The organism is Roseibium sp. TrichSKD4, from assembly GCF_000148725.1.
GTDB lineage: Bacteria > Pseudomonadota > Alphaproteobacteria > Rhizobiales > Stappiaceae > Roseibium.
Genome location: NZ_GL476300.1, coordinates 57,547 through 79,526 on the forward strand (window position 1 = coordinate 57,547; position 21,980 = coordinate 79,526).

Sequence of the window (21,980 nt, forward strand, 5' to 3'; positions counted from 1 at the left end):
GTTGGTTAGGTTAAACTCCCGCGCCTAGGCTGCTGTCAACACTGCTTGGTCATGTTTGACCAACTGTTGCAGTCCTGCCGCGCAGGAGATGGTCGGCCTAGATTGACTGACCATTCAGTTCCTTGATCAACGCTGCGTCGATATCTCCGGTTTCCGGAAGCCCAAGGCTTCTCTGGAACGCGCGGACGGCGCTGCGTGTTTGCGGTCCGGTTTGCCCATCTGGGGCGCCTGCATTAAAGCCAAGAGCGTTCAGCTTCGTCTGGGCATCGCGGATCATGCCGGAGAAATCGACAACGTTTTCAAGAGTGGATGAAGCATTTGTCGACAAGGACGGGGCCGCAACCCATTCCGGGCTTGTCACGACCTTGTTTGCTGCCGGGTCCGGGGTCTTCACCTTGAAGTTTTCAACGGCCAATCGAGCTGCTGCAAGCTGGGCTTGGTCAAGGCTGTTGGCAACTTCATCCCGTTTTGAGGCTGCATCCCGGTCGCCGCGCTCTGCTGCGATAGCGAACCACTTGTAGCTCTCAATCAGATCTTTTTCGACGCCCATGCCTTGTGCATGGAGAATGCCGAGATTGAACAAGCTGTCCTGCACTCCGTGGGTTGCGGCTTGAGTAAACCAATAACCTGCAGAGGCAAAGTCCGGCCCGCCGTCCTGCCCTTCGGCATAAAGAACAGCGAGATTGTGCATTGCTTTTGCGTTTCCTGCAGACGCTGCCTTTTCATACCAGGCTTTTGCCTTCGGCAGGTCCTTGTCCACCCCGCGACCTTTTTCATAAAGGCTCGCAAGACGGTACTGCGCAGGAGGGAGCCCCTTGTCAGCTGCTATTTGATACCAACGAGCTGCTTCAGACAGATTGGCCGGAATACCATTTCCTTCCGTGTATTTCACACCGACAAGGAATGCTGCTTCCGGATTTCCGCCTGCAGCAGCGCTGCGAAGCGCCATCGGACCGATTTGCTCCGGTGGCAAGCTGGCGATCAAGTTCGTCGGCTGTGGTTCAGCCATCACATCTGCAGGTGCAGATGCCTGGAAACCTTGCGGAGCCGGAATATTTTCACCAAATCCGGAGGCGATGCCAGCTGGAGGTGCAAAAGCAACATCCGGAGCAGGCTCTGCCGCTGGAGGGGTGATGTCAGCATCTGCTGCGGGCAGCGCCTGAGGTGCATCAGCTACAGATACCTCATCTCCCAATGGAGCTTGTTGTCCTTCAGCCACGATCGGAGGTGCTGTGATCGTTTCCGCACCTTCTTCCATCATTGGCTCAACTGCGCCCGGCGCAACCTCGGTCACATCGGTTTCGTCCAATGTCACGACCGGATTGGCAGGCTCTTCCGCATTGATGGCAACCTGCTCACCAGAAACATCCGAAGATGAGACCAGCTTGAAGACCTGCAATGTGCCAATGGCCAGCAGTACGGCAGCTGCAGCATAGACCAGAGCCTTACGGCGACCGCTTGTGCCGGCTTCTTCCTCTGCCTGCTCGACTGGACGATCACCGGATAGTACCGGCGCCACATTATCTTGCGGCTCGGGTGATACAGCAGTCTCAGCTTCAGGCGTGTCTTGCTTGCTGCCCTTGCCGCGACCCAGAACCTTGCGGAACCAGCCAGCACGCTCTTTCGTCCGCTCGCCGTCTTCGGCAACCAGACCAAGTCCGGCATCCGGCGCAGAGTGTCCCATACGCTCGGCTTCCGCCGAAGCAGCCTGCGCGGCACGACGGGCAGCGGCAATGAAGTCTGCCTTGCGATCACGACCACCTTCGGATTGCGCAGTTTTTTCACGCATCAAGGGGTGACCCGGAATTTTCCAGGACTGCTGAGGATCTTCCTCATGGGTGTCGTCAATCGGGGTCGGCTCCAGGTCCGGTTGCATCGCGGCCTGAGCCTGCATCGGGACATTGGCGACCTGAACAGCCTTATTGCGCTCAAGGTCTTCGAGACGCTCTGTCAGCGAGCCCAGCACGGATTGGACACCATTAAAGGTGTTTTTCGTTCGCTCTTCACTGCCTTCAGCTGCATCCAGCAAGCGTTTCAGGTCGGCCTGCAACCCGGAGATTGCCTGATCGTATTCGCCGGTTGCCTGTTCTGTGCCGCCAACCTGAGGCTGCTCTGCGAGCACTTCCTTGGCTGCATTCTTGGCAATGTCAACGACGTCCTTGCGGGTGTCATGCAGCCCCTGCTCAATACGTTCCAACGCTGTTGCCACTTTTTCCATTTCGCCGGAATGGCTGGTGGCATTTTCCATTTGAACAGCAAGTGCTGCGACTTTTTCACCGATCTGCTCGATCCGATCTTCACCGAGATCGTCGCCGCCACGGGTTACAGCTTCCGCCAGCTCGTTAATCCGTTCTTCCAGAACACTGGTGGACTGAGGCTCAGCGACTGCGGCCCTCATGGAACCGATTTCTTCCCGCAGTTTATCGAGATCTGCGGTGGTAACCTCTGAGCGCGGCTCTTCAAGACGGCTGCTCAGTGCATTCATTCGATCATGCAGCTGTGTGAACATCTGCTTGTCGGCGTCAGAAACCGAGAAGTTCTGACTGGCCATGGAGATCGGATGATCAGTTTTCTTTTCGATGACCTCAATCTTATCGGAAATTGCCGCCAGCCGGTTTTCCAATGCGCTAAAGGCAGCCTTGTCTGTCGTGACCGGCGGAATGCGCTCCATGCGTTCAAGGCGATGGATGATATCGTTCAAACGATTATCCATCATGCCAATTTGATCAGCTTGGGCGGTGGACGCACGATCATCGGACATCATGCCAACGATATCTTCCAGACGGCCCTGGAGACGCGAAATGGTCTCCGGCTCCGGCATGCGCTGTTCCATGGCGCTGAGGCGGGTATCGAGCCCGCGCTGTTCGCGAGCCAGAACTTCCAGATCGTCAAGCCGACCGGAAACAAATTTCATCCGGTCGTCGATACCCTCGACGAGACCAGTCACATCGATATGCTCAACAAACTGGCGAACTTCGCGCAATTCGGCACGCAGCGGCTCGATTTCGTTGTGGCTCTTGCGATGGAGAAGTTCCTCCATCCGCTCAGAAATACTGCCGATCCGCTCATCAAGGATCAGCAGGTGCTCAGAACGCGGAAGTGCGGAAAATGCGTCCTCGATCTCGTTCAAACGCGCGGTCACACCACGCAGAACGCGTGGATCAACAGCCCCGCGGCTCAGTTCATCGAGACGCTGAAGGATATGCGCATAGCCATGCTCAAGAGTTTGCAGCGCCCCGTCGACATTGGTGCGACCAACAATCGATTTCAGATCCGCAACTTCCTTGCGCACTTCTTTTGCGAACTGGTCTGACGATTTGTCAGCGCGAAGGCGATCCACCATGTCTGCAAGGCGGCGCAGCTCGGCATTTTGACGATTTACCCGATCATGCGTGCCCTTGGACAATCCACCCATAGCGTCACGAAGAGAACCAAGTTCTTCGCGCACCTGTTCGAATGCTTCTTCCTGCGGCTTTCTCAACGCATCAATGCGGCGACCGAGATCCTTGTAAAGATGGAGAGACGCCTCAGTCCGCTCTTCCTTGCGGGCACGTGCTCGCGGAGGACGCGGTGCGTCATAACTTTCTTCATAGTCCGGCTCTGCGTGATAATCGTCATAGGCGTCATCACCCTGATCGTAGCCGCGATCCTCCATGAAATATTCATCAGACCGGCGACGAGGTGCAGGACGCGCCTGGCGCGGAGCTGGTGCTGGTTCAGGCCGATACTCTTCGCGGCTTCTTGGTACGGGGGCAGGTCGTGGCCGAGCATAATCTGCAGAATACGGCGGCTCTACATCATATTCGTCTTCGTAGCGGTCCACCGGCCGACGCGCCATACGTCCGGACATGTCCTGAACCTGATGATCCAACCGGTCGATTGCCCCAAGAGCCTCGCCGACATCTTCCCGGGCGTGCTCTTCATAATAGGGCTCATCGTCATAAACAGGCTCGCGAACCGGCGCTTCGGGAGCATAGGCCCTAGCACCGGGGCGTTTGGGAGCGCGCTTGCGGTCTGACCGACCACCGGACCGAGACGAACGGTCACTGCGCTCGGCGAGAAGCCGGTCCAACTCGTCCGCAACCGCGTCGAGGCCGTCATCATCATGATGGCCAAGGGCTGGTGCCCGCCCGACAGCAGTCGCTGTGCTGGTCAGACGTTCTGCCCTCATTTCGGGATGTTCCTGCGCCTTGCGCACACGACCTCGCGATGGGGCTCGACGCCGATCCTCGGCATCGTCCGTGTAGCGGTCCTCATCATATTCATGAGGTTCGTGTCGGTTGCGACCGCGGCGTTCTGCCTCGCGGTTTTTCCAAGCCGGCATTTTTTGACCCTGACGTTACGGTCCATTGACCGCGGTAAAATCTTGCCTGCAGGGGCAGCTACAAAAAACAATTTGGTCCCGCAGTATTTTGAAAATATTTGTCCAGTCAGGGTAAACAGCACGTTAATTATGCTTGCGAATTGCATTTTTCCTACAATTCAGCTGCCAAAAGATAAGCGGATTTGGCACACTACTTTAACCCTTTAGAAAGTTTTTCAGTGCTTTTCCTGCCCACTACTGGACGGTTACGCAAACGTCAGCTAAACATACACCTCAATGAAGGCTGCCATGCAGATCCCGTTAAGCACTTGTGCTATTGGAAAAAATGCAGGAGCCCGCGCGCCCGACCCTTGTCGCAGCGCCGTAAACAAAACCTAAAAAACGCCAGATAAAATGAGCCGGACACAATGAGTGAAGCGTTATCCATATTGAACGAACAGGAACTTGTGGATGTCGTCGCCGCTCGCGATGAAAGCACCAAGAAAACACAGTTCACTATCGGAGAGCTTGCAAAGGAGTTCGACTGCACCCTCAGAACCTTGCGTTTTTACGAAGATAAAGGTCTGTTGAACCCGAAGCGCGATGGCTTGAATCGCGTTTACACACGCCGCGACCGCGCCCGGCTGAAGCTTGTTCTGATGGGCAAACGCGTCGGCTTCTCCTTGAGCGCTATTCGCGACATGCTTGATCTTTACGATCTGCGCGATGGTCAGGTGACGCAGCTGCGTGTTGCCCTCAACAAGTTCAACGAACAGATTGATGTGCTGAAAGTCCAGCAAAACGACATTCAGCAGGCGATTGATGAATTGAGCCGGACTGTTGAAATTGTGTCTGGCATGCTGAAGCAGCGCGAAGCGGAGGAAGCGGGCGACGAATAGCTCCCTAACTGACGCTTCGCCTTTCAATCAACCCGGGCCTGCCCGGGTTTTTTGTTGTCTGCCTGATCTGTCGGGAGAACCCTTTTCCAGCAAAAAGTGATCAAAATCGGACTGGCCCTAACGGAAATGAGTGGTAAGCTCTCTGAAAACACCGCCAATTTGTGCCAATTTGCATTTTTTTCGCCCTCCTTCCCTAAGGACACCACTTGTCGGCCTCTGGCGCTGTGCGTATATACGAACAAGGTGACGTTTACGGAAACGTCATGTGTGGTTGATCGTAGGCTATGCGGGAGGATTGCATGCCGAGTTATAACGCTCCAGTTGAAGACACCCTGTTTCTTCTGAAAGACGTCCTTGGCTTTGAAACCCTGACGGCCCTTCCCGGCCTCGAAGAAGCTACCCCGGATCTGGTTGAAGCCATTCTTCGCGAAGGCGCCAAGTTTGCAGAGGAAGTTCTGCAGCCACTCAACCAGTCTGCTGACCAAGAAGGCTGTACCCGGCACGATGATGACAGCGTAACAACGCCAAAGGGATACAAAGAAGCCTATGCCGCCTATTCCGAGGCTGGCTGGGGCACCGTATCAGCCGATCCGGAATTCGGTGGTCAGGGTATGCCGCATACAATCGCCACCCTGCTCAATGAATATCTGTCTTCTGCCAACATGGCATTTTCCATGTATCCGGGTTTGACGGCGGGCGCGATCGCCGCACTGACTCAGCACGGAAGCCAGGAGCAGAAAGAAAAGTATCTGCCTAACATGATCTCCGGCACATGGACCGGAACCATGAACCTGACCGAGCCACATTGTGGAACGGATCTCGGCCTCATCCGAACAAAGGCAATTCCGAACGGGGACGGCAGCTACAAGATTTCCGGCACCAAGATTTTCATCTCGGCTGGTGATCATGATCTTTCTGAAAACATCATCCACTTGGTGCTGGCCCGAATTGAAGGCGCACCTCAGGGAACAAAAGGCATTTCGCTTTTCGTCGTTCCGAAATTCGCTGTCGCCGATGACGGGTCCGTTGGTGCATCCAATGGCGTTTCCTGTGGGTCCATCGAGCACAAGATGGGCATCCACAGCAACGCGACGTGTGTAATGAACTACGACGAAGCCACAGGCTGGCTTGTGGGCGAAGAGAACAAAGGCCTTCGGGCGATGTTCACCATGATGAACGAAGCGCGGCTCGGCGTTGCCGTTCAAGGTTTGTCCCAGTCTGAGGTTGCCTATCAAAACGCAGTTGCCTACGCAAAGGATCGCCTGCAGGGCCGCTCCTTGAGTGGACCTAAAAGCCCGGACAAGGCGGCTGATCCGATCATTGTGCATCCGGATGTGCGCCGGACACTGATGTCGATCCGTTCCTTCAACGAGGCAGCGCGTGCGCTCGTCCTCTGGACCGCAATGCATGGAGACATCTCCCATCACGCGGAAGACGAGAAAACCCGTCAAGCCGCTGATGACGTGATGGGCCTGATGACCCCGGTGTTGAAGGGTGTCTTGACCGACATTGGCTTTGCAAACACGGTCAACGCGCAGCAGATGTTCGGCGGACATGGCTATATTCAAGAATGGGGTATGGAACAGTTTGTTCGCGACGCCCGTATCGCCATGATCTATGAGGGTGCCAACGGCATTCAGGCGCTGGACCTCGTTGGCCGCAAATTGCCAGCCAATGGTGGGCGTGCGGTCATGTCCTTCTTCAAGGAGGTCGGCGACTTCCTGAAAGATAATAATGAAAATGAAGCGCTTGCGCCCTTCACAGCCCCTTTAAAGAAAGGTCTGGATGACCTTCAGGCGGCGACAATGTGGTTCATGAACAATGCGATGACCAAGCCGGACAATGCTGGTGCCGGGTCAACGGATTACATGCACCTCTTCGGCCTGGTTGGTATGGGGTATATGTGGGCCAAAATAGCCAAGACAGCTCAGGCTCAATTGGCTGAAGGCGCAGGCGACAAGGCAGACTGGCTGAAGAACAAACTGATATTTGGAACGTTCTTCATGGAACGGACAATGCCGGAAACTGCGGCTCACCTTGCCCGAATTTCCACCGGAGCCGATACCATGATGTCGGTCGACGCAGACGCGTTTTGATGGATTGATTTGGCCCGACAGCCCGTTGGGTCAACTTTTCAGTCTTTCACGCAAAAAGTCCGGATAAGCTCACCGCCAGACCCTTGGCTCTCAGGAGATTCGACCAGATGGCAGAGTACACCCTTCATTGCATGGCAGAGTCGGGCCATTCCTACAAAGTGGCGTTGATGCTTCAACTGTGTGGCGCTGACTGGAGCCCGCGCTGGGTGGATTTTTTCAATGGGGAAACCCGGACCGACGCGTTTCGTGACACTTACAATGAACTCGGCGAAGTCCCTGTCCTGGAGACGGATGGGCAGATGCTCACCCAATCAGGTGTCATTCTTGATTGGCTGGTTGAACGGTTTGACCAGTACGGTTGGGACACGGAAGCTGAGCGACGAGAAGTTCTCCGCTGGACCTTGTTCGACAATCACAAAATTTCGTCACAGTTGGGCGTGCTCCGGTTTTTGAGAACTATTGCCAAGACAGGCGAAACCGAAACAACAAAGTGGCTTGATGGCAGATGCCGTAGCGCGCTGTCCATTTTGGACAAGCATCTGGCGAGCAATGCTTTTGCCATTGGTAACAAGCCAACCATCGCCGATTTCTCCGTATGTGGTTACATGTTCTACGAGGGTGAAACCGGCATCGATTTGAACGACTACAAGAATGTCACCAGCTGGCTGGAGCGCATCAAGGCCCTGCCCGGTTGGGACCACCCGAATAACCTCATGCCCAGCAAAGCCCCGACAGAGGCCGCGTGAGACTGCAAGATTGATGAGGAGGATCTGATGCCGGAAGCCTATATTTATGATCACGTCCGCACACCGCGCGGCCGTGGCAAGAAGGACGGTGCGCTGCACGAAGTACCGAGCGTCCGCCTCGCTGCAACGGCGTTGGAAGCCGTCAGGGATCGGAACAATCTGGACACCAAACGCATCGACGACGTCGTGCTTGGCTGTGTTGACCCGGTTGGCGAAGCAGGCGGCGATGTTGCCCGTGCTGCTGTTTTTGCAGCCGGTTATGACGGCTCCGTTCCGGGCATGCAGATCAACCGTTTCTGCGCGTCAGGTCTTGATGCGGTCAACATGGCATCTGCACAGGTTATGTCCGGCCAGCACAAACTGGTGATTGCCGGTGGCGTGGAAAGCATGAGCCGGGTAGGCATTGGCGCTTCTGGTGGAGCCTGGCCGATCGAACCGCAAGTCGCCATCCCCTCCTATTTCATGCCACAAGGCGTGTCTGCCGATTTGATTGCAACCAAGTACGGCTTTACCCGCGATGACTGTGATGCCTATGCGGTAGAAAGCCAGACGCGCGCTGCAAAGTCGTGGGAAGAAGGCCGTTTTTCCCGGTCTGTCGTGCCGGTCAAAGACATCAATGGCATAACCATTTTGGATCGCGACGAACACATGCGCCCGGAAACGGACATGCAGTCACTTGCCTCGCTCAATCCATCCTTTGAGCTCATGGGACAAATGGGCGGCTTTGATGCTGTGGGCATTCAAGCCCATCCGGAAGTGGAACGCATTCGCCACGTCCACCATGCTGGTAACTCGTCCGGCATCGTCGATGGCGCTGCAGCTGTTCTGATCGGTTCTCGTCCGGCAGGACGCTCAGCTGGTCTCAAGCCACGTGCCCGCATTCGGGCATTTGCCAATATCGGCTCAGATCCGGCGCTTATGCTCACCGGCCCAGTGGATGTGACCGAAAAGCTTCTGAAAACCGCGAAGATGGATCTGAAGGACATTGATCTGATCGAGATCAACGAGGCCTTCGCTTCTGTTGTCCTTCGCTATCAGCAAGCTTTTGACCTTGATCCGGAAACGGTCAATGTCAATGGCGGCGCTATTGCCCTCGGCCATCCGCTTGGTGCAACCGGTGCCATGATCCTCGGCACGGTTCTGGATGAGCTCGAGCGCCGCGATCAGAATACGGCTCTGGTGACCTTGTGCATCGGTGCTGGCATGGGCACCGCCACAATCATCGAGCGGGTCTGAACCATGATTGCCAATATCGAGCAGGAGTTTGCCGAGATCAGCGACTTCTGGTCACCAAGGGTGGTGGCCGATGTCAATGATCAGTGCGTCAAGCTTGCCAAGATCAAGGGCGAATTTGTCTGGCACGATCATGCGGACGAAGACGAGCTTTTCTTTATCTACAAGGGCTCCGTCACCATCCGCTATAGGGACCGGGATGACGCTGTTCTAACGGCAGGCGACATGCACGTCGTGCCAAAAGGCGTTGAACACAATCCCAAAGCCGATGAAGAGTGTTGGGTCATCCTGTTTGAACCTTCTGAAACAAAGCATACGGGCGATGTGATTGTCGCCGGAACAAAATCGCTTGCCGACCAGCGCGCCCATCAGGGCAGCGCATCCGCCTGAGCGGGAGGAGATGTCATGAGCTATACGAATTTTTCAATTGAAACTGATGCCGACGGCATTGCCGTTATCACCTGGGATATGCCGGAAAAGTCCCTCAATGTCATAGACATAAGCGTGATGGACGAGCTTGACCAGATCATTGATCAGGTTGTGGGTGATGAGGCTATCAAAGGCGCTGTCATCACATCCGGCAAGTCAGGTTTTTCCGGTGGTGCTGACCTGACCATGCTGGAAGGCCTTTTGAAAGAGTACCATCTGAAGAAAGGTGCAGATCCTGAGGGTGCGGCGAAAATCGTGCTTGAGGGATCACGCAAGCTCTCACTGGTCTACCGAAAATTGGAGACTTGCGGGAAGCCGTTTGTTGCCGCGCTTACCGGCGTGTGCATGGGCGGCGGAACGGAGTTGGCACTGGCGTGTCATGCCCGCCTTGCGGCCGATGATGACAGTTTCAAACTTGGTCTTCCGGAAGTAAAGGTTGGCCTGTTCCCCGGCGCAGGCGGCACACAGCGCGTGATGCGAATGTCTGACGGCCAGCAGGGCATGCAGTTTCTTCTTCAGGGCCGGACACTGCGGACCAAGCAGGCGAAGTCGATGAAACTGATCGACGATGTCATCGCACCCAAGAAACTGCTGGACGCCGCCAAAAAGCTACTCAAAGAGGGCGTGGACCCGGTCAAGCCGTGGGACAAGAAGGGCTACAAGCTGCCGAACGGCAAGATCTATTCGCCGCAAGGGTTCCAGTTCTGGCCGGCTGCCAATGCAATTTACCGCCGGGAAACGCACGACAATTATCCGGGCGCGCGCTATCTGCTTCATGCGGTTGTTGAAGGCCTGCAGCTTCCAATGGATCTCGCACTGCAGGTTGAAAGCCGGTACTTTGCAAAGGTTCTGCAGACGCCAGAAGCGGCCAACATGATCCGCTCGCTTTTCATTTCCATGCAGGAGCTGAACAAGCTGGCCCGCCGTCCGGCCGACCAACGTCCGAACAAAATCAAGAAACTTGGCGTGCTTGGGGCCGGTTTCATGGGTGCTGGCATTGCCAATGTCTCCGCACAAGCCGGGATCAATGTTGTTTTGATCGACCGGGATCAGGACGCCGCTGACAAAGGCAAGGCCCATGCAGACGGGCTAATGACCAAAAACGTCCAACGTGGCCGCATGTCAGAGGACCAGAAAGCAAAGGTTCTGGAGCGCATAACGGCGACGACCGACTATGAAGAACTGGCCGACTGCGATCTCGTCATTGAAGCCGTGTTTGAAGACCGGGACATCAAGCGTCAGGTGACCGAACAGGCAGAAGCGGTCATGAAAAACCGCGCCGTCTACGCCTCCAACACGTCCACCTTGCCAATCAGCTCTTTGGCAGAAGCTTCCAAGCGCCCGAAAAACTTCATCGGCATCCACTTCTTCTCGCCGGTTGAGAAAATGATGCTCGTGGAAGTGATCATGGGCAAGAAGACCTCTGATCGTGCTCTGGCCGTTGCACTCGACTACATCAAGACCATCAAGAAGACCCCGATTGTGGTCAATGACAGCCGCGGCTTCTACACCTCGCGGGTTGTGATGACCTATATCCGCGAAGGTCTGATGATGCTTTCGGACGGCGTTCCGGCAGCCATGATCGAGAATGCCGGCAAAATAGCTGGAATGCCGGTCGGCCCGCTCTCACTCGGTGACGAGGTGGCGCTGGACCTTGCCTGGAAGATCGTCTCGGCCACACGGAAGGATCTTGGTGTCAAATATGTTGAAGGGCCTCTGGACAACATCTTGGAAGAGCTGGTTGTCAAACGCGAACGCTTTGGTCGGAAGAACGGCAAGGGCTTTTATGACTACAAGGGCAAGGAAAAGAGCCTATGGCCGGACATCACCGATGTGACCGGTGAGCCCAAGCCTGCCGAGAGCTTCAACATCGAGGAACTCAAGCAGCGACTGCTGGTTATGCAGGCCCTCGAAACGGCACGGATCTTTGAAGAAAAATGCCTCACCGATGTGCGTGAAGCTGATGTCGGCTCAATTCTGGGCTTCGGCTTTGCGCCCTACAGCGGTGGCACCCTCAGCTATATCGATATGATGGGGACCTCTCAATTCGTGGAGCTTTGCAGAAAATTCACCCGCAAATGGGGCCCGCGCTTCAAGCCCAATAATATGCTGCGTGAAATGGCGAAAAACAACGAATCGTTCTACGAAAAATTCCCGCCTGAGAGTAAAGCGGAAACCTCAGAAGCCGCCTGACCCAGAGTTCCAAACCGACTATCCAAATAAAACCGCCGCTAAATTAGCGGCGGTTCTTGCAATTTTATTACTTATTTTGCAGTTTACGCCGCACACTTGATACAAAGCGCCACATACGGGCTATCATGTATACACTCTTTTGGTGTAGCGGAGCCGCTATATGCGATCTTTAAAATTTTGGGTTCGTTCTGATTTCATCAAATTTCTCAAGACTCAACCCTATACACGTACACTCAACTGGGAACAGATTGAGGAAAAGCATAGTATCGATGAAGAGGCTGTCCAAAACCCCATCGGAATCGTTCCAGCCAGCACATACTTCTCTATTTTCGAAGAAACTGCGACATCGCTCGGTAGCGACGCGCTCTATTTTGACCTGATGTATGAAGCCCCAGTTGGCCCATTTTCAACGTCAGATTACCTTTTTGTCTGCGCGCCAGACCTTCGCACCTCCATGCAATCAAAAGTTGATTATGCGCCTGCCCGCTCTAACGCTGTCGACTACATATTTGAAGAAAATGACAACTACGGCATCTTTGAATGGCGGTTTGTAGAAGGGCTTGGTGAATGGCGTCAAAGCATGTTTGGGCGTGCAGCCATAACAGTCCGGCAAATTGAGATCGTACTTGGTGACGAAAAGCCTCCCATATCAATCGAGATTGCCGCCGAACCACCGCAAGCCAGATCAGCCTTCCTGAGCAAGTATGAAGGCAAGATCGCTTTCAACACGCTACGAAACAGAATTCTTGTTCCTCGACATATGCTTAGCCGCCCAAATGCACGCTATGAAGAGAACCTTTTTCACATTATCCAAAAGTCGGCGGCTCAAGACTTGGAGACGTTCCGAGACTTTGATTCAGACATTTCGCGGGTCACTACCCAGATTGTCGAAAGCCTGAAAGCGGGCAACTGCACTCTGGCGGAAGTGGCGAAAGCACTTGGAATGTCGCAACGCACCCTGCAGCGGGTTCTGGAAAACGAGGGAACCTCCTTCCGCAACCTGGTCGATAAAGTCCGCAAGTCCGCCGCTCGCCGATACATTGTAAACAGCCATCTACCGTTTAAGGAAATTGCCTATTTGCTGGGCTTTTCCGAGCTCAGCACCTTCTCGCGTGCCGTCAAATCCTGGTACGGCGTCTCGCCGCGCGGGTTGCGAGACAAGCGAAAGAGTGAGCTTGGTAACAGACTGAAGACTTGATGACTCGTATGCTTGAAGTTCTATAAATATAATAATCCCTTTTAACGAATTAAGGGAATCGCATTGGAGACACCCAAAGCATTTCCAGTTGAAGTACGAATCACGTCTTACCTGAATATAGTCAAAAAAAGCACGGGATCGGCATTTCTGCCTTCCCGTGCAATATCCTCCGAAACCTTTTGGAAGCATGTGGGATGCTTCGATCGGGTAATTAGCGGCCCGGAACTATGTTCAAACCATTGTTTTCTTTAAACAACTTCACGATCCGGTGCGCAACGCTCCAATTTTATTTGGGGCAAATCGAAGCGCTCTGCAATGTACCAGTTCAGTCTGCTGTTGGTTTTGAACCTTGGGCCCGACGATTACGATTAGGTGGGAACAACCGCAACCCTGAGCCACACAACCTGATCTACGGTATAATTACCCCATTGTAATTGGCTGGATTTGATTAAATTTATCACTTTACGCCATTCTTTACCGTTACGTCGCTTTTAACAGCTTGAATACCCGTACCGGATGCGGAAACTGGCCTGAACCTCCTTGAATTGTACGTAGGTAGTTGCGGCATTGTAACTGGTGAGTTCCTGTACTACCTAAAGGGCAGGCTGAAACGGGTTCAAAAATCGGGAAAAACAACATGTCGAGTCATGGCCTTGTACGTCTTATGGGAGGGTCTCCCGGCCAAGTGGTCCTGCGACTGGTTTTCCTGTCCTTTGTCGTCGGAGTGATCCTGTCAGCTCTGGATCTCAATCCTCTCGATCTGGTCGAAATGGTGCAAAACTTCGTAGCGCGACTATGGCACATGGGCTTCGATGCCCTTGGCTCTATTGGGCGCTACTTCCTGTTGGGCGCAGCCGTTGTGATCCCCATTTGGTTGATCGCTCGGGTGTTTAGCCTGTTTGAACGTGGCCAGTAGTTCGCTGAACCGTTGGCTGATTTTTAGCACAGGCCAGCGCAGCTCGGTGCAAAGTCACGTGCCTGTCGGCAAGCTCATCTATATCCTCGCTGTATCCGCCCCCCAGAACACCTGCGAGCGGAATCCCTGCTTGCCGGACGGTCTGTATTACCAATTCATCGCGTTGCAGAAGTCCTGCACGTGACAAGGCCAAACGCCCAAGGCGGTCCTCCTTGTAAGGATCGACACCGGCATTGTAAAAAACGATATCCGGGCGCGCACGCTTCAGCACCTCAGTAGTCCGCGCCGCCAAATGGGCCAGATAACTGTTATCTGAAGCACCATCAGGAAGTTCAATATCGTGATTTGAGGGCACCTTGCGGACTGGATAATTCTTCCGGGCATGCATGGAGAACGTAACGACGCTGTCGCAATGGCGAAAGATATCCGCTGTGCCATCTCCCTGATGAACATCAAGATCAATCACCAAAGCACGAGATATGACCCCATCCGCCTGCATAACCCGGATGGCAACAGCCACATCATTGAAAACACAGAAGCCCGCACCTTGCTTCCAGCGGGCATGATGACTACCACCGGCCGTGTTGCACGCAATGCCATGTTCCAGCGCAAGATAGCCTGTCAAAACGGTGCCGCCGGTCGCATACCGCGCTCTTGCTGCTATATCCGGCCGAATATCAAATCCGATCTCGCGCGCGACTGCTTTGGGGACGTTGGTTGAAAACACCTGATCCACATAAACCGGGTCATGAGCCAGAGCCACCCAATCGAAAGGTGCCGCGCGGGGCTTGTAAAACCGCCCCTCCCCCAGCAACCCCTCGGCTTCAATCAACGCAGCAACGGCGCGAAACTTGTCCATCGGAAAACGATGGTTTGCGGGCAGGGAAGCGCAATAGGCCGGGTGATGAACAATAGGCACAGACATGTGATCAGTTATAGCGGCGCAAGCCGCAACGGAAAGCGCAGCAACACCTGAACAAGGGCTTGACCTGCCCACATCCGTAGCCGAAACACTGGGGTCCAACGAGAACCGGTGCATGTCAGCTCCTTCCAAAACCACCCGCCCCTTCGACGTCTCGAACAAAATGGTTATGGCGATCGCCGTGCCCATGACGCTTGCCTATCTCTCAACCCCGTTGCTAGGGCTGGTGGACACGGCGGTTATTGGTCAGCTTGGTAATCCGGCCCTTGTCGGCGGCATTGCGATAGGCGGGATCATCTTCGACCTTGCCTTTACCACTTTCAACTTCTTGAGGTCTGGAACCACAGGCCTGACGGCGCAAGCCGTTGGTGCAAACAGGGCCATAGAAACCCGAGCGGTTTTGCTGCGCGCCCTGATGATTGCGGGTCTTGCTGGCCTTGCCGTGATCGTGTTTCAAACGCCACTCAAGCTGGCTGGCTTGTATTTTCTGGGCGGTAGTGAGGCCGTGCAGGCGGCGACGTCTGCCTATTTCGATGTCCGCGTCTACAGCGCCCCCTTTTTGTTGGCCAATTACACCATTTTGGGCTGGTATATTGGTCTTGGGCGCGCAGGCATTGGCCTTGCTCTGCAGTTGTTCCTCAACGGCCTCAACATTCTCTTGAGCCTTTGGTTTGTGCTTGGTTTTGATTGGGGCGTGGAAGGTGTTGCCGCCGCCACTTTAGTTAGTGAAGCGGTCACTGCACTTCTTGGCGGCGCACTCATTTTCTGGACCGCGAAAGGTGGACGCTGGCCAAGTCTGGACCGCTTGCTCAACAAGCGACTTTTCCTTGCCATGTTGGTGCTGAACCGGGACATTATGATTCGGTCCTTTACGCTGCTCTTTGCGTTTTCCTATTTTGTTGCTCGATCTGCAGATCAAGGTGACGTGGTTTTGGCAACCAACACCATTTTGGAAAAGTTCATCATCACGGCCGCCTTTTTTCTGGACGGAATGGCCACGGCAGCTGAACAGTTGGTCGGGCGCGCTGTGGGTGCCAATTACCGTCCAGCCTTTCAAAAAGCTGTTCGGCTCACTGTATTCTGGAGCTTTGCCATCTGCGCGCTTCTGACAGCCCTCATTGCTTTTTTTGGCCATCACCTTCTGGACATGATGACAACCTCCGCTGACATTCGCGAACTTGGACGCGAGTACATCATCTGGGTAACCATCGCGCCGCTATTTGGCGTGCTTGCCTATGTCATGGATGGGGTATTTATTGGCGCAACCTGGTCGCGGGACATGCGCAACATGATGCTGATCTCGCTTGCCAGCTTTCTTGCCGCCGTCTCCATCTTGTTCCCGCTCTGGGGCAATGATGGATTGTGGCTGTCGCTTTTGCTTTTCCTGGGCATGCGCGGTCTGTCGCTGTCACTGATTTGCAAGTGGCGGGCAGACCGCACATTCGGTATTGCCTAGCCTCAGGCGTCCGCCGTCACCCAAGCCTCCAAATTGGCGTCTCGTGCCTCGCACAAGGAACGAAGCCCTTCACGGTCCATTTTAGCGCTCAGTCCAGCAACAATATCCCGCGCCAACCGTGGCCCTTTGTAGACCATGGAAGAATAGAGCTGAAGAAGATCGGCCCCAGCGGTGATTTTGGTCCAAGCGGTTTCAGCGCTATCAATCCCGCCAACGCCTATCAGCGGCAAGTCTGCGCCAACCCGCTTGCGCGTTTTGGCCAGAGCTATAGTTGCCTTTCGAAAGACAGGTTTTCCGGAAAGACCGCCGGCTTCTTCAGCCACGGCACCAGACTTCAACCCATCCCGGCTGATTGTCGTGTTGGATACGATCATCCCGTCAACGCGCTTATCCAGAACGACTTCGCAGATATCATCCAGCGCAATATCATCCACATCCGGCGCAATCTTCAAAAGAACGGGCACTTTTCGTCCTGCGCGCCCATTCGCAGCATCGCGCGCGTCCATCACACCTGAAAGCAGCTCTTCAAGCGATGACCGCGCCTGAAGATCGCGCAGGCCCGGCGTGTTCGGCGAGGAAATATTGACCGTAAAATAAGAGGCGTAAGAGGCGAAAGTCTCAATGCCTTTCACATAATCAGCGATCCGGTCTGTTGCGTCCTTGTTGGCGCCCACGTTGATGCCAACGATCCCGGAGCGGGATTTGCGCGCTTCGAGCTTTTGAAGCAAGGCCTCGTGGCCCTTGTTGTTGAAACCGAACCGGTTGATCACGCCCTCGTCTTCGGGCAGGCGGAAAACCCGCGGCTTTGGGTTTCCCGGTTGCGGCAACGGGGTCACAGAGCCGATTTCGGTAAAGCCGAACCCGAGGCTCAAGACTTCGTCCGGCACATCACCATCCTTGTCGAAGCCGGCTGCCATGCCAATCGGGTTGGCAAAGGTCAGATCCCAGAAGGTCTGGTGCAAACGCGGATCATCAGGAGCTTCACAGGCTGGCAAAAGGCCCGACTTCAACGCCTTGATTGTCACGCCATGAGCTGTTTCGGCGTCCATTTTATGCAAGGCGGCCAGGCCCAGACGGTCAACGAGGGACAGGATCATTGGGTAAGGTCCGGAAATTGGTGTTTGCCATCATCGCCAAGTGGCAGGTCCTTGACCCAATGAGCAGACTGAACAGAAAGGGTGTCATAAAGATGCGGAAACAAGACCCCACCCCTCGAAGGCTCCCATTTCAAGGCCGCCCCAAGAACGTCTGCATCGCAAGCAACCAACACAAGGTCCGTCTGTCCGACAAAGTGCTTTGCCGCAGTTTCTTCTGCCTGTTCTGCTGTCGAAAAGTGGATGTACCCATCCGCCAGATCGACCGGTGCGCCTGTGAACTTTCCAGCTGCGACCGCATCCTGCCACATGGTTCTCGGCAGGATCTTGAAAATGAGCGACATGGGTCCTCCGAACAAGACAATTTGATGGTTCAGTTCCGCCCGAGCGGATTTGGCGCGGACCCTATAGGCAGCGGTCCGGCAAAACAACCACAGGCTCTGCAAAACCGATCCACTAGGAATTTTTTGACAGGTTTTGAGGGGCAGAACATAGTAGGGCGTGGCGCATGACATCACCGCCACCATTTTCGGAGACCCCCATGCTGTCGCACAAACAGATCTGGGCAGCCATTGATACGCTTGCCGCCCGAAACGGATTGTCCCCTTCCGGACTGGCAAGACGGGCAGGTCTTGATCCAACCACCTTCAATCCTTCCAAGCGGTTCGGGGGGGATGGTCGTCCCAGATGGCCATCGACTGAGTCCCTTTCCAAAATTCTACAGGCGACCGGTGAAAGCCTGGAAACCTTGATGGAAGTTTTGCTCGGCCTCGCCCCAACCGGACCTCGTGCAGCCCCCTTGGCGCAAGACGGTCGTATGGTGCCCATTGCGGGATTTTCCGATGCCAACCAGCAAGCTGCTTTTGACCCGACAGGACGCCCCAGCAGCCCAATGTGGGACAGTTTGCTTTTTCCAGACCCCAAAGAAAAAAACCTCTTTGCTCTGGAGATAAATTCAGATGACCTTACGCCCTATTACCGGTCCGGAGATATTTTGATTGTTGCCCCTGTGCAGGCCATTCGACGCGGCGACCGGGTTCTTGTCAGGCAGACGAGCGGCGCACTGCAACTGTTTCTCATGGATCGTCAGAACCCGTCTGCGTTTGACTTTCACGCCCTCACCCCGCCTCATGAGACTGTTCATTTGGAGCGCACCAAGATTGACTGGGTCGCGCGGGTGATGTGGGTCAGCCAATAGAGAACTCGCTTTTCATATGCATTCGATTTTTCAAAAAGCTATTGTTTCAACTGCAGCCGTTTTGATCGGATTGACCCCCGGTTCCGGTTTCGCTCAATCGAACAGTGAACCGGCGCCCAACCCATCCCACATTCGCAATGTGTCACCGGAAGGGGTTACTCCACCGCCGGTGACCGGGCCTTTGAAGCGAATTGCACCTTCCCAGCGTTTTCAAGAGCAGCTTAATCCACCGGCCAAGCCGATCGAAGATGGCCCGCTTGTTTTACGCCGGGTGCAGGTTTTAACAGCCAACCGGGTGGCTAGCGACGATTTGCAAATCGATCTTGCCTATCTTGAACCTGTTTCCGCAGAAGCACGTTGCCCGGACACAGCTGGCGGCACCTGGCCTTGCGGTGCGCGCGCGCGAACCTTTCTGCGCGGCCTGATCCGCCAGTTTCACATAACCTGTGAAAAGCTCACGCAAACCGGCCCTCATGAAATGAGAGCCATCTGCCAACGCGGCAAGATGGATTTGACACAGACAATGCTCAAACATGGTTGGGGACTCGCGTCGGTAGACGCCCCAGACAAAATGCTGCGGTTGTCGCAAGAGGCGGAAAAGCAACAGCTGGGCATCTGGCAGGTCAAGTTTCCGCGTTCACAGGCAGAAGCAATCACAGAACAGACGTCAGCCCTACAGGAGACATCCGGTTTTGGTTTGGAGGGTGAAGAGGAAAGCTTGCTAGATCTGGAGGCTATGGGCGTTGAGAACAACAACGGAGAACCTTTGAACCCCTTCGACTTTCCGGTTTCAGAAGCACTGCCATCTGAGAGTGCCCCGCTTGTCGATCCGTCAAATCTGGCGACCAAACGACCATAATTACGCCGCACAATCTTCCGCATTTTACCGCGCTTTACCCACAAGATCCGCGAAATTCTGCCTTGTAGTGCCTTAACGGCACAGCACACGCTGCTGCCTCAACGATCACTAGGGCAGGAGTTGATCATGATACGCGGAACCACCCTCTGGCTGCTAACCGGATTTCTGGCAATTGTCGCCGTTGCTGCTTTGGCCTGGACGTATATTGGCACACAAATCCAGAACCGGCAGGTTGCTGTTGATGAAACCACGCAACAGGCAGACACCACGCAAACTGTTGAAGAGCCGCAGGTTGAAGTGGGCGAACTAGAAATAACGGAGGCGGAGCCCAACCCATCTGAAAACCCACTTGCTGCTCCGCTTATCTCAGAGCAGGTTGATATGCTTGCAGATCAGGCGAAACAGCCAGCTACGGGTATTGTGGCATCACGCCAACGCGCCACAAAAATGCTGGCAGGAGAGAATTTTCCGCCGGTACCTGTGTACCCCTACCAAGTGAACACCGAGCGCTTCCCGGAAGCTGAAAGCAATCCGTTAAAGCAAGTGAAGACGGATCCGGTGTCCACCTTCTCTGTCGATGTAGATACCGCTTCCTACGCCTTTGTTCGTTCTGAGCTGGTCAATGGGGGCAAGCCGAACCCGGATGCAGTTCGCGCCGAAGAGATGATCAACTATTTCCAGTATGACTACAAAGTCCCGGACAGCCGCGAGGCACCGTTTTCAACCAATGTGTCTGTCGTTGAAACGCCCTGGAACTCGGACACAAAGCTGCTCCACATCGGACTGAAAGGATATACGGTTCCGCTCGACGACCTTCCCCCGCAGAACCTTGTCTTCCTGATCGACACATCCGGCTCCATGTCGGACGAAAACAAGCTTCCGCTTTTGCAGCAAGCCTTCCGCCTGCTTTTGTCGACACTTCGCGAAGATGACACCATCGCAATTGTCACCTATGCAGGCAATGCCGGGGTGCTGCTTGAGCCGACGGCTCTTTCAGACAAAAGCAAAATTGCGGAAGCGATCGCTGCCCTGACCTCCGGTGGCAGCACAGCAGGTCACGCCGGACTGAAAGAGGCCTACAGGCTGGCCGAAACGATGCAGGACGACGACACAAAGAGCCGCATCATTCTGGCAACAGATGGCGACTTCAATGTCGGCCTGTCCAGTGCCGACGACATGAAGCGTTTCGTCAAGGAAAAGCGCGACAGTGGCATCACGCTCTCTGTTCTCGGGTTTGGCCGTGGCAACTACAATGACGAACTGATGCAAGCACTCGCCCAAAATGGAAATGGTGTTGCCGCCTACATCGACACCCTGTCAGAGGCTCGCAAGGTATTGGTCGACCAGATCGTCAGCTCCATCTCCACCATCGCGCAGGATATGAAGATTCAGGTGGAGTTCAATCCGGCTACTGTCGCTGAATACCGCCTGATTGGATATGAAACCCGTGCGCTCAAGACTGAGGACTTCAACAACGATAAGGTTGACGCTGGCGACATTGGCGCAGGTCACACCGTGACAGCGCTTTACGAGGTCACTCCTGTCGGCTCCCCCGCAGTTCGGATAGATGACCTTCGGTATGCGCAGCCAGTCCAGACCGAAGGGACCGAAGAAACTTCTGAGTTTTCCGATGAACTGGCGTTTGTCAAACTGCGCTACAAGCTGCCTGGTGACGCAACAAGCCAATTGATTACAACCCCTGTGACCGCATCCACAAAGGGCATCCCAAAGGGTGAAACTGAGTTCGCAGCAGCCGTCGCCGGTTTTGCTCAGCTTTTGAAAGGCACCGATTATCTGGGAGACTGGACATCAGCAGATGCCTTGAAGCTGGCGGAAGCCAATCTCGGGGATGACACTTACCGCTATCGCAAGGAATTCCTGTCGCTCCTGCGCCTATCTTCCATCGCAACGTTTCCAGGAGGAACCAGCTCCTCACCGAACTCAGGAGGCACCAGATTTTAAAAAAAGGGGACGGACCGATCCCCTCGATCCGCGCTGCAAGCCAGAGCGTCTGGATCATGCCGACTGCAGAATAGGCCAGCGTCTCTGGCATGGTCGCACGGCCAAGCCCGTGGCCCTGTTCCGGGTTCGGGTCAACAAACACCGCAAGATGAACGGGAGCTTCGCGAAGCCCCGCCAGTTTCAAGCTGCGATACGCTTTGCCTTGCTCTGTTTCGCCATAGCTTTCGCGCGCGGCACGATTTGCCGCTGTGTGCGCTTCCATGACTGCAGATCTGCGTTCAAGGCCTTCTACCTGAACAATGCGCCAAGGCTGGCTGTTTCCGACAGAAGGTGCCATATCCGCCAGCGACAAAACGCGGTTCAGAACATCTTCCGGGACTGGATCAGTTTTAAAATGGCGTACATCCCGACGCCACTGAAGCAGCTTTTCAAAGCACTCCCGAAAGCTCTCATCAAACACCGGCTGTGTTTCTGGC

At 54.8% G+C, this 21,980-nt stretch carries 16 protein-coding genes and 1 pseudogene; 12 read left to right on the forward strand and 5 right to left on the reverse strand.

All coding sequences use genetic code 11. The features are described from left to right. Positions 1-97: 97 nt before the first annotated feature. The gene (locus tag TRICHSKD4_RS00285) at positions 98-4,324 is read right to left on the reverse strand and encodes a peptidoglycan-binding protein (protein ID WP_009465560.1); all 4,227 of its coding nucleotides are present in this window, start codon (positions 4,322-4,324) and stop codon (positions 98-100) included. Positions 4,325-4,731: 407 nt separating this feature from the next. Between TRICHSKD4_RS00285 and TRICHSKD4_RS00290 the strand changes: the two genes are divergently transcribed. The 8 genes from TRICHSKD4_RS00290 (at position 4,732) to TRICHSKD4_RS00325 (ending at position 14,013) form a co-directional block, all read left to right on the forward strand. Further along, on the forward strand, positions 4,732-5,202 hold the full coding sequence (locus TRICHSKD4_RS00290) for a MerR family DNA-binding transcriptional regulator (RefSeq protein WP_009465561.1): 471 nt from the start codon (positions 4,732-4,734) through the stop codon (positions 5,200-5,202). 299 nt (positions 5,203-5,501) lie between these two features. Further along, the gene (locus tag TRICHSKD4_RS00295) at positions 5,502-7,298 is read left to right on the forward strand and encodes an acyl-CoA dehydrogenase C-terminal domain-containing protein (RefSeq protein WP_009465563.1); all 1,797 of its coding nucleotides are present in this window, start codon (positions 5,502-5,504) and stop codon (positions 7,296-7,298) included. A 107-nt stretch (positions 7,299-7,405) separates the two neighbouring features. Further along, on the forward strand, positions 7,406-8,044 hold the full coding sequence (locus tag TRICHSKD4_RS00300; RefSeq protein WP_009465564.1) for a glutathione S-transferase family protein: 639 nt from the start codon (positions 7,406-7,408) through the stop codon (positions 8,042-8,044). A 27-nt stretch (positions 8,045-8,071) separates the two neighbouring features. Continuing rightward, positions 8,072-9,280: an acetyl-CoA C-acetyltransferase gene (locus tag TRICHSKD4_RS00305; RefSeq protein WP_009465565.1), complete on the forward strand. Its 1,209-nt coding sequence runs from the start codon at positions 8,072-8,074 to the stop codon at positions 9,278-9,280. Positions 9,281-9,283: 3 nt separating this feature from the next. Beyond that, a complete protein-coding gene (locus TRICHSKD4_RS00310; RefSeq protein ID WP_009465566.1) occupies positions 9,284-9,667 on the forward strand; it encodes a cupin domain-containing protein in 384 nt (127 codons plus the stop codon). A 15-nt stretch (positions 9,668-9,682) separates the two neighbouring features. Then, entirely contained in the window at positions 9,683-11,899 is a 2,217-nt protein-coding gene (locus TRICHSKD4_RS00315) for a 3-hydroxyacyl-CoA dehydrogenase NAD-binding domain-containing protein (protein ID WP_009465567.1), read from the forward strand. Between the two features lie 160 nt (positions 11,900-12,059). Further along, a complete protein-coding gene (locus TRICHSKD4_RS00320) occupies positions 12,060-13,097 on the forward strand; it encodes an AraC family transcriptional regulator (protein WP_009465568.1) in 1,038 nt (345 codons plus the stop codon). A 637-nt stretch (positions 13,098-13,734) separates the two neighbouring features. Beyond that, a complete protein-coding gene (locus TRICHSKD4_RS00325) occupies positions 13,735-14,013 on the forward strand; it encodes a DUF6460 domain-containing protein (protein WP_009465569.1) in 279 nt (92 codons plus the stop codon). Here the strand turns inward: TRICHSKD4_RS00325 and TRICHSKD4_RS00330 are convergent. Continuing rightward, positions 13,988-14,938 (reverse strand): histone deacetylase, encoded by a 951-nt coding sequence (locus TRICHSKD4_RS00330; RefSeq protein ID WP_040615876.1) that lies wholly within the window; start codon positions 14,936-14,938, stop codon positions 13,988-13,990. The two genes, TRICHSKD4_RS00325 and TRICHSKD4_RS00330, sit on opposite strands and share 26 nt — an antisense overlap. Positions 14,939-15,122: 184 nt before the next feature. Between TRICHSKD4_RS00330 and TRICHSKD4_RS00335 the strand changes: the two genes are divergently transcribed. Continuing rightward, the gene (locus tag TRICHSKD4_RS00335) at positions 15,123-16,391 is read left to right on the forward strand and encodes an MATE family efflux transporter (protein WP_247642762.1); all 1,269 of its coding nucleotides are present in this window, start codon (positions 15,123-15,125) and stop codon (positions 16,389-16,391) included. A gap of 2 nt (positions 16,392-16,393) precedes the next feature. Here TRICHSKD4_RS00335 and TRICHSKD4_RS00340 read toward each other — a convergent pair whose 3' ends face one another. Both TRICHSKD4_RS00340 and TRICHSKD4_RS00345 read right to left on the reverse strand, forming a co-directional pair. Continuing rightward, the gene (locus tag TRICHSKD4_RS00340) at positions 16,394-17,488 is read right to left on the reverse strand and encodes a quinone-dependent dihydroorotate dehydrogenase (RefSeq protein ID WP_009465572.1); all 1,095 of its coding nucleotides are present in this window, start codon (positions 17,486-17,488) and stop codon (positions 16,394-16,396) included. Then, the gene (locus TRICHSKD4_RS00345) at positions 17,485-17,829 is read right to left on the reverse strand and encodes a DUF952 domain-containing protein (protein WP_040615877.1); all 345 of its coding nucleotides are present in this window, start codon (positions 17,827-17,829) and stop codon (positions 17,485-17,487) included. Before TRICHSKD4_RS00345 ends, TRICHSKD4_RS00340 begins: the two co-directional genes overlap by 4 nt. 197 nt (positions 17,830-18,026) lie before the next feature. Between TRICHSKD4_RS00345 and TRICHSKD4_RS00350 the strand changes: the two genes are divergently transcribed. From TRICHSKD4_RS00350 to TRICHSKD4_RS00360, 3 genes are all read left to right on the forward strand, one after another. Further along, positions 18,027-18,683 (forward strand): helix-turn-helix transcriptional regulator, encoded by a 657-nt coding sequence (locus TRICHSKD4_RS00350; RefSeq protein ID WP_009465575.1) that lies wholly within the window; start codon positions 18,027-18,029, stop codon positions 18,681-18,683. Between the two features lie 16 nt (positions 18,684-18,699). Further along, positions 18,700-19,542 carry a thermonuclease family protein gene (locus TRICHSKD4_RS00355; protein ID WP_009465576.1) on the forward strand — a complete coding sequence of 281 codons (843 nt, stop codon included), beginning with the start codon at positions 18,700-18,702 and terminating at the stop codon, positions 19,540-19,542. A gap of 126 nt (positions 19,543-19,668) precedes the next feature. Beyond that, positions 19,669-21,504, forward strand: a complete 1,836-nt coding sequence (locus tag TRICHSKD4_RS00360) for a VWA domain-containing protein (RefSeq protein ID WP_009465577.1) — start codon at positions 19,669-19,671, stop codon at positions 21,502-21,504. Between the two features lie 73 nt (positions 21,505-21,577). Here TRICHSKD4_RS00360 and bluB read toward each other — a convergent pair. Then, a pseudogene (gene bluB / locus TRICHSKD4_RS28780) lies at positions 21,578-21,964 on the reverse strand (5,6-dimethylbenzimidazole synthase); the annotation flags it as partial. Positions 21,965-21,980 lie beyond the last annotated feature (16 nt).